The organism is Photobacterium lucens, assembly GCF_009873615.1.
Lineage (GTDB): Bacteria > Pseudomonadota > Gammaproteobacteria > Enterobacterales > Vibrionaceae > Photobacterium > Photobacterium lucens.
Genome location: NZ_SSMG01000084.1, coordinates 1 through 2,280, shown reverse-complemented (window position 1 = coordinate 2,280; position 2,280 = coordinate 1). Strand labels below are relative to the sequence as shown.

The following is a 2,280-nucleotide window of genomic DNA, read 5'->3' as shown; positions in this document are numbered from 1 at the left end:
CAGCCTTGTATAGTTAAATAATATTAAACTTATATCAAGAGCCTTAAACTTACATTCTCCTTTCACTGCTTAGTAGATTGCAAGAACAAGTGCGTAAATTACCGCCAGCGACAGCTTTCATAAAAGAAAAAAGCGACAGGCTTTCACCTATCGCTTTCATTTAATTATTTATGGTAAACATTAAGCAGTTGCTAATGCTCGCTCCGCTTTAGCTTTACGTACTTTCTTAAGTGTTACCGCAACAAGAGCAGTAACTACCATACCTGATGCCATACATAGTAGCGCGAGCGCAGGTTTGTTCATCGCACCCAGTAATGCTACCACTGGACCACCATGTGCCACGCTGTTAGTGATACCGAAAGAGAAAGCCATCACTGCGGCAACCATACTGCCTAGTACGTTTGCAGGGATCACAGACAGTGGATCTTGCGCAGCAAATGGAATTGCACCTTCAGAGATGCCCACTAAGCCCATTGCACCAGCAGCCTTACCTGCTTCAACTTCTGATTGCTCGAAGATATTTAACTTACGACCAAGTACCGTTGCTAAGCCCATACCTAAAGGAGCAACAGGGATCGCACATGCCATTGCACCCATAAACTGTGTTTGACCATTGGCAATCATACCGACAGAGAACAAGAATGCGACTTTGTTAAATGGACCGCCCATATCAAAGCCAGCCATACCACCTAGTACAATACCCAGTAGAACTACGTTACCTGTGCTCATTTCAGTAAGCATGCTGTTCATGCTATCCATTAATCCAGCGATTGGCGCACCAATAACGAAGATAAACAAGCCAGCGATGAATAAGGTACCCGTAATTGGCGCAATAAGAATCGGCACTAAAGGCTGTACCATCTTATGATAGTTACGAGTTGCAACCCAACGAACGAAGTAACCCACCAGCAAACCTGCAACAATGGCACCAATAAAGCCAGTACCCGCACTTGCATCATAGAATGAACCGTTATTGGCAATCCAACCACCAATGAAACCCGGTGCTAACGCAGGGCGATCACCAATAGCAAAAGCAATATAACCGGCCAAAATTGGGATCATTAATGTAAATGCAACAACACCAACATCGAGCACTTTTTGCCATAAACTACCCGCTGGAATTTGCATACCAGAATCAGTTGGTTGACCACCAATTGCCAGTGACAATGCAATTAACAAACCACCAGTTACCACAAACGGGATCATGTGGGATACACCGTTCATCAGGTAGCGATATAGATTCGAGCGAGTTTGCGCAACTTTGCTCTCGCTTGAATCAGAAGTATCATCACCATCGGCTTCATACGTTTTGGCAACTAACGCTTGCTGAATTAAGCCTTTTGCATCTTTAATTGGCGCTTTAACACCTGTTTTGATCAGCTTTTTACCGGCAAAGCGAGCCATATCAACTTGCTTATCACAACTGACGACAATAGCTTCTGCTCGTGCGATTTCTTCAGCGGTTGGGGAATTCTTAACACCAATCGAACCATTGGTTTCTACTTTTACCTCATAGCCAAGCTCAGCACCGGCTTTTTCTAATGCCTCTGCTGCAAGGTAAGTGTGAGCAACACCTGCAGGACAGCCTGTGACACCAATGATCAAACCTTTAGTTTGCGCTTGCGTGACAACTTGCTCTTTTTCTTCAAGCAATAACGCTAGGGCTTCTTTTTCTGTTTTAGCGGCTAAGAACTGCTCAACAAAACCATCTTCAATCAGCTTTGAAGAGAGCTCTGCTAATACTTCAATGTGGTGATTATCGCCGTTATCTGGTGATGCGATCATGAAAAACAACTGTGATGGTTTACCATCTTCCGCACCGTATTCAATACCAGTACGACTGACACCAATCGCAACCGCAGGTTGTGCAACAGCTGCACTTTTTGCGTGTGGTATCGCAATGCCTTCTTCAAAGCCAGTATTACCTAATTCTTCACGGGCTTTTACATCAGCAATAAATTGCGTTTTATCAGCAACACGACCTTGTGCTACCAATAATTCAGCCATTTCGTTAAACACGTCGTCTTTGGTTTTCGCCTTAAGCTCAAGGCAAATTAAATTTTCATTGATCAAGGAAGTAATCATTGTCTATCCCCAACATTTATTTTTATGTGCCCATCAAGCATTCATTTGATGGATTTCAGTATGGGAATATTGTCGAACTTTTAGATGGTTCAAAATAGAGCACAGAAGAGGCTTTAACTGGATAAATGTAACCTAATAATTGAGATGTGACCTAAGGCACATTTAATTTTACATGATAAACAGACACCATAAATA

The 2,280-nt window shown here is 42.9% G+C and carries 1 protein-coding gene; it reads right to left on the bottom strand.

Going from position 1 to position 2,280, the window contains the following annotated elements:
- Nucleotides 1–180: 180 nt before the first annotated feature.
- A complete protein-coding gene (locus E5A76_RS04810; RefSeq protein ID WP_045063660.1) occupies nt 181–2,085 on the bottom strand; it encodes a PTS fructose transporter subunit IIABC in 1,905 nt (634 codons plus the stop codon).
- Nucleotides 2,086–2,280: the final 195 nt, after the last annotated feature.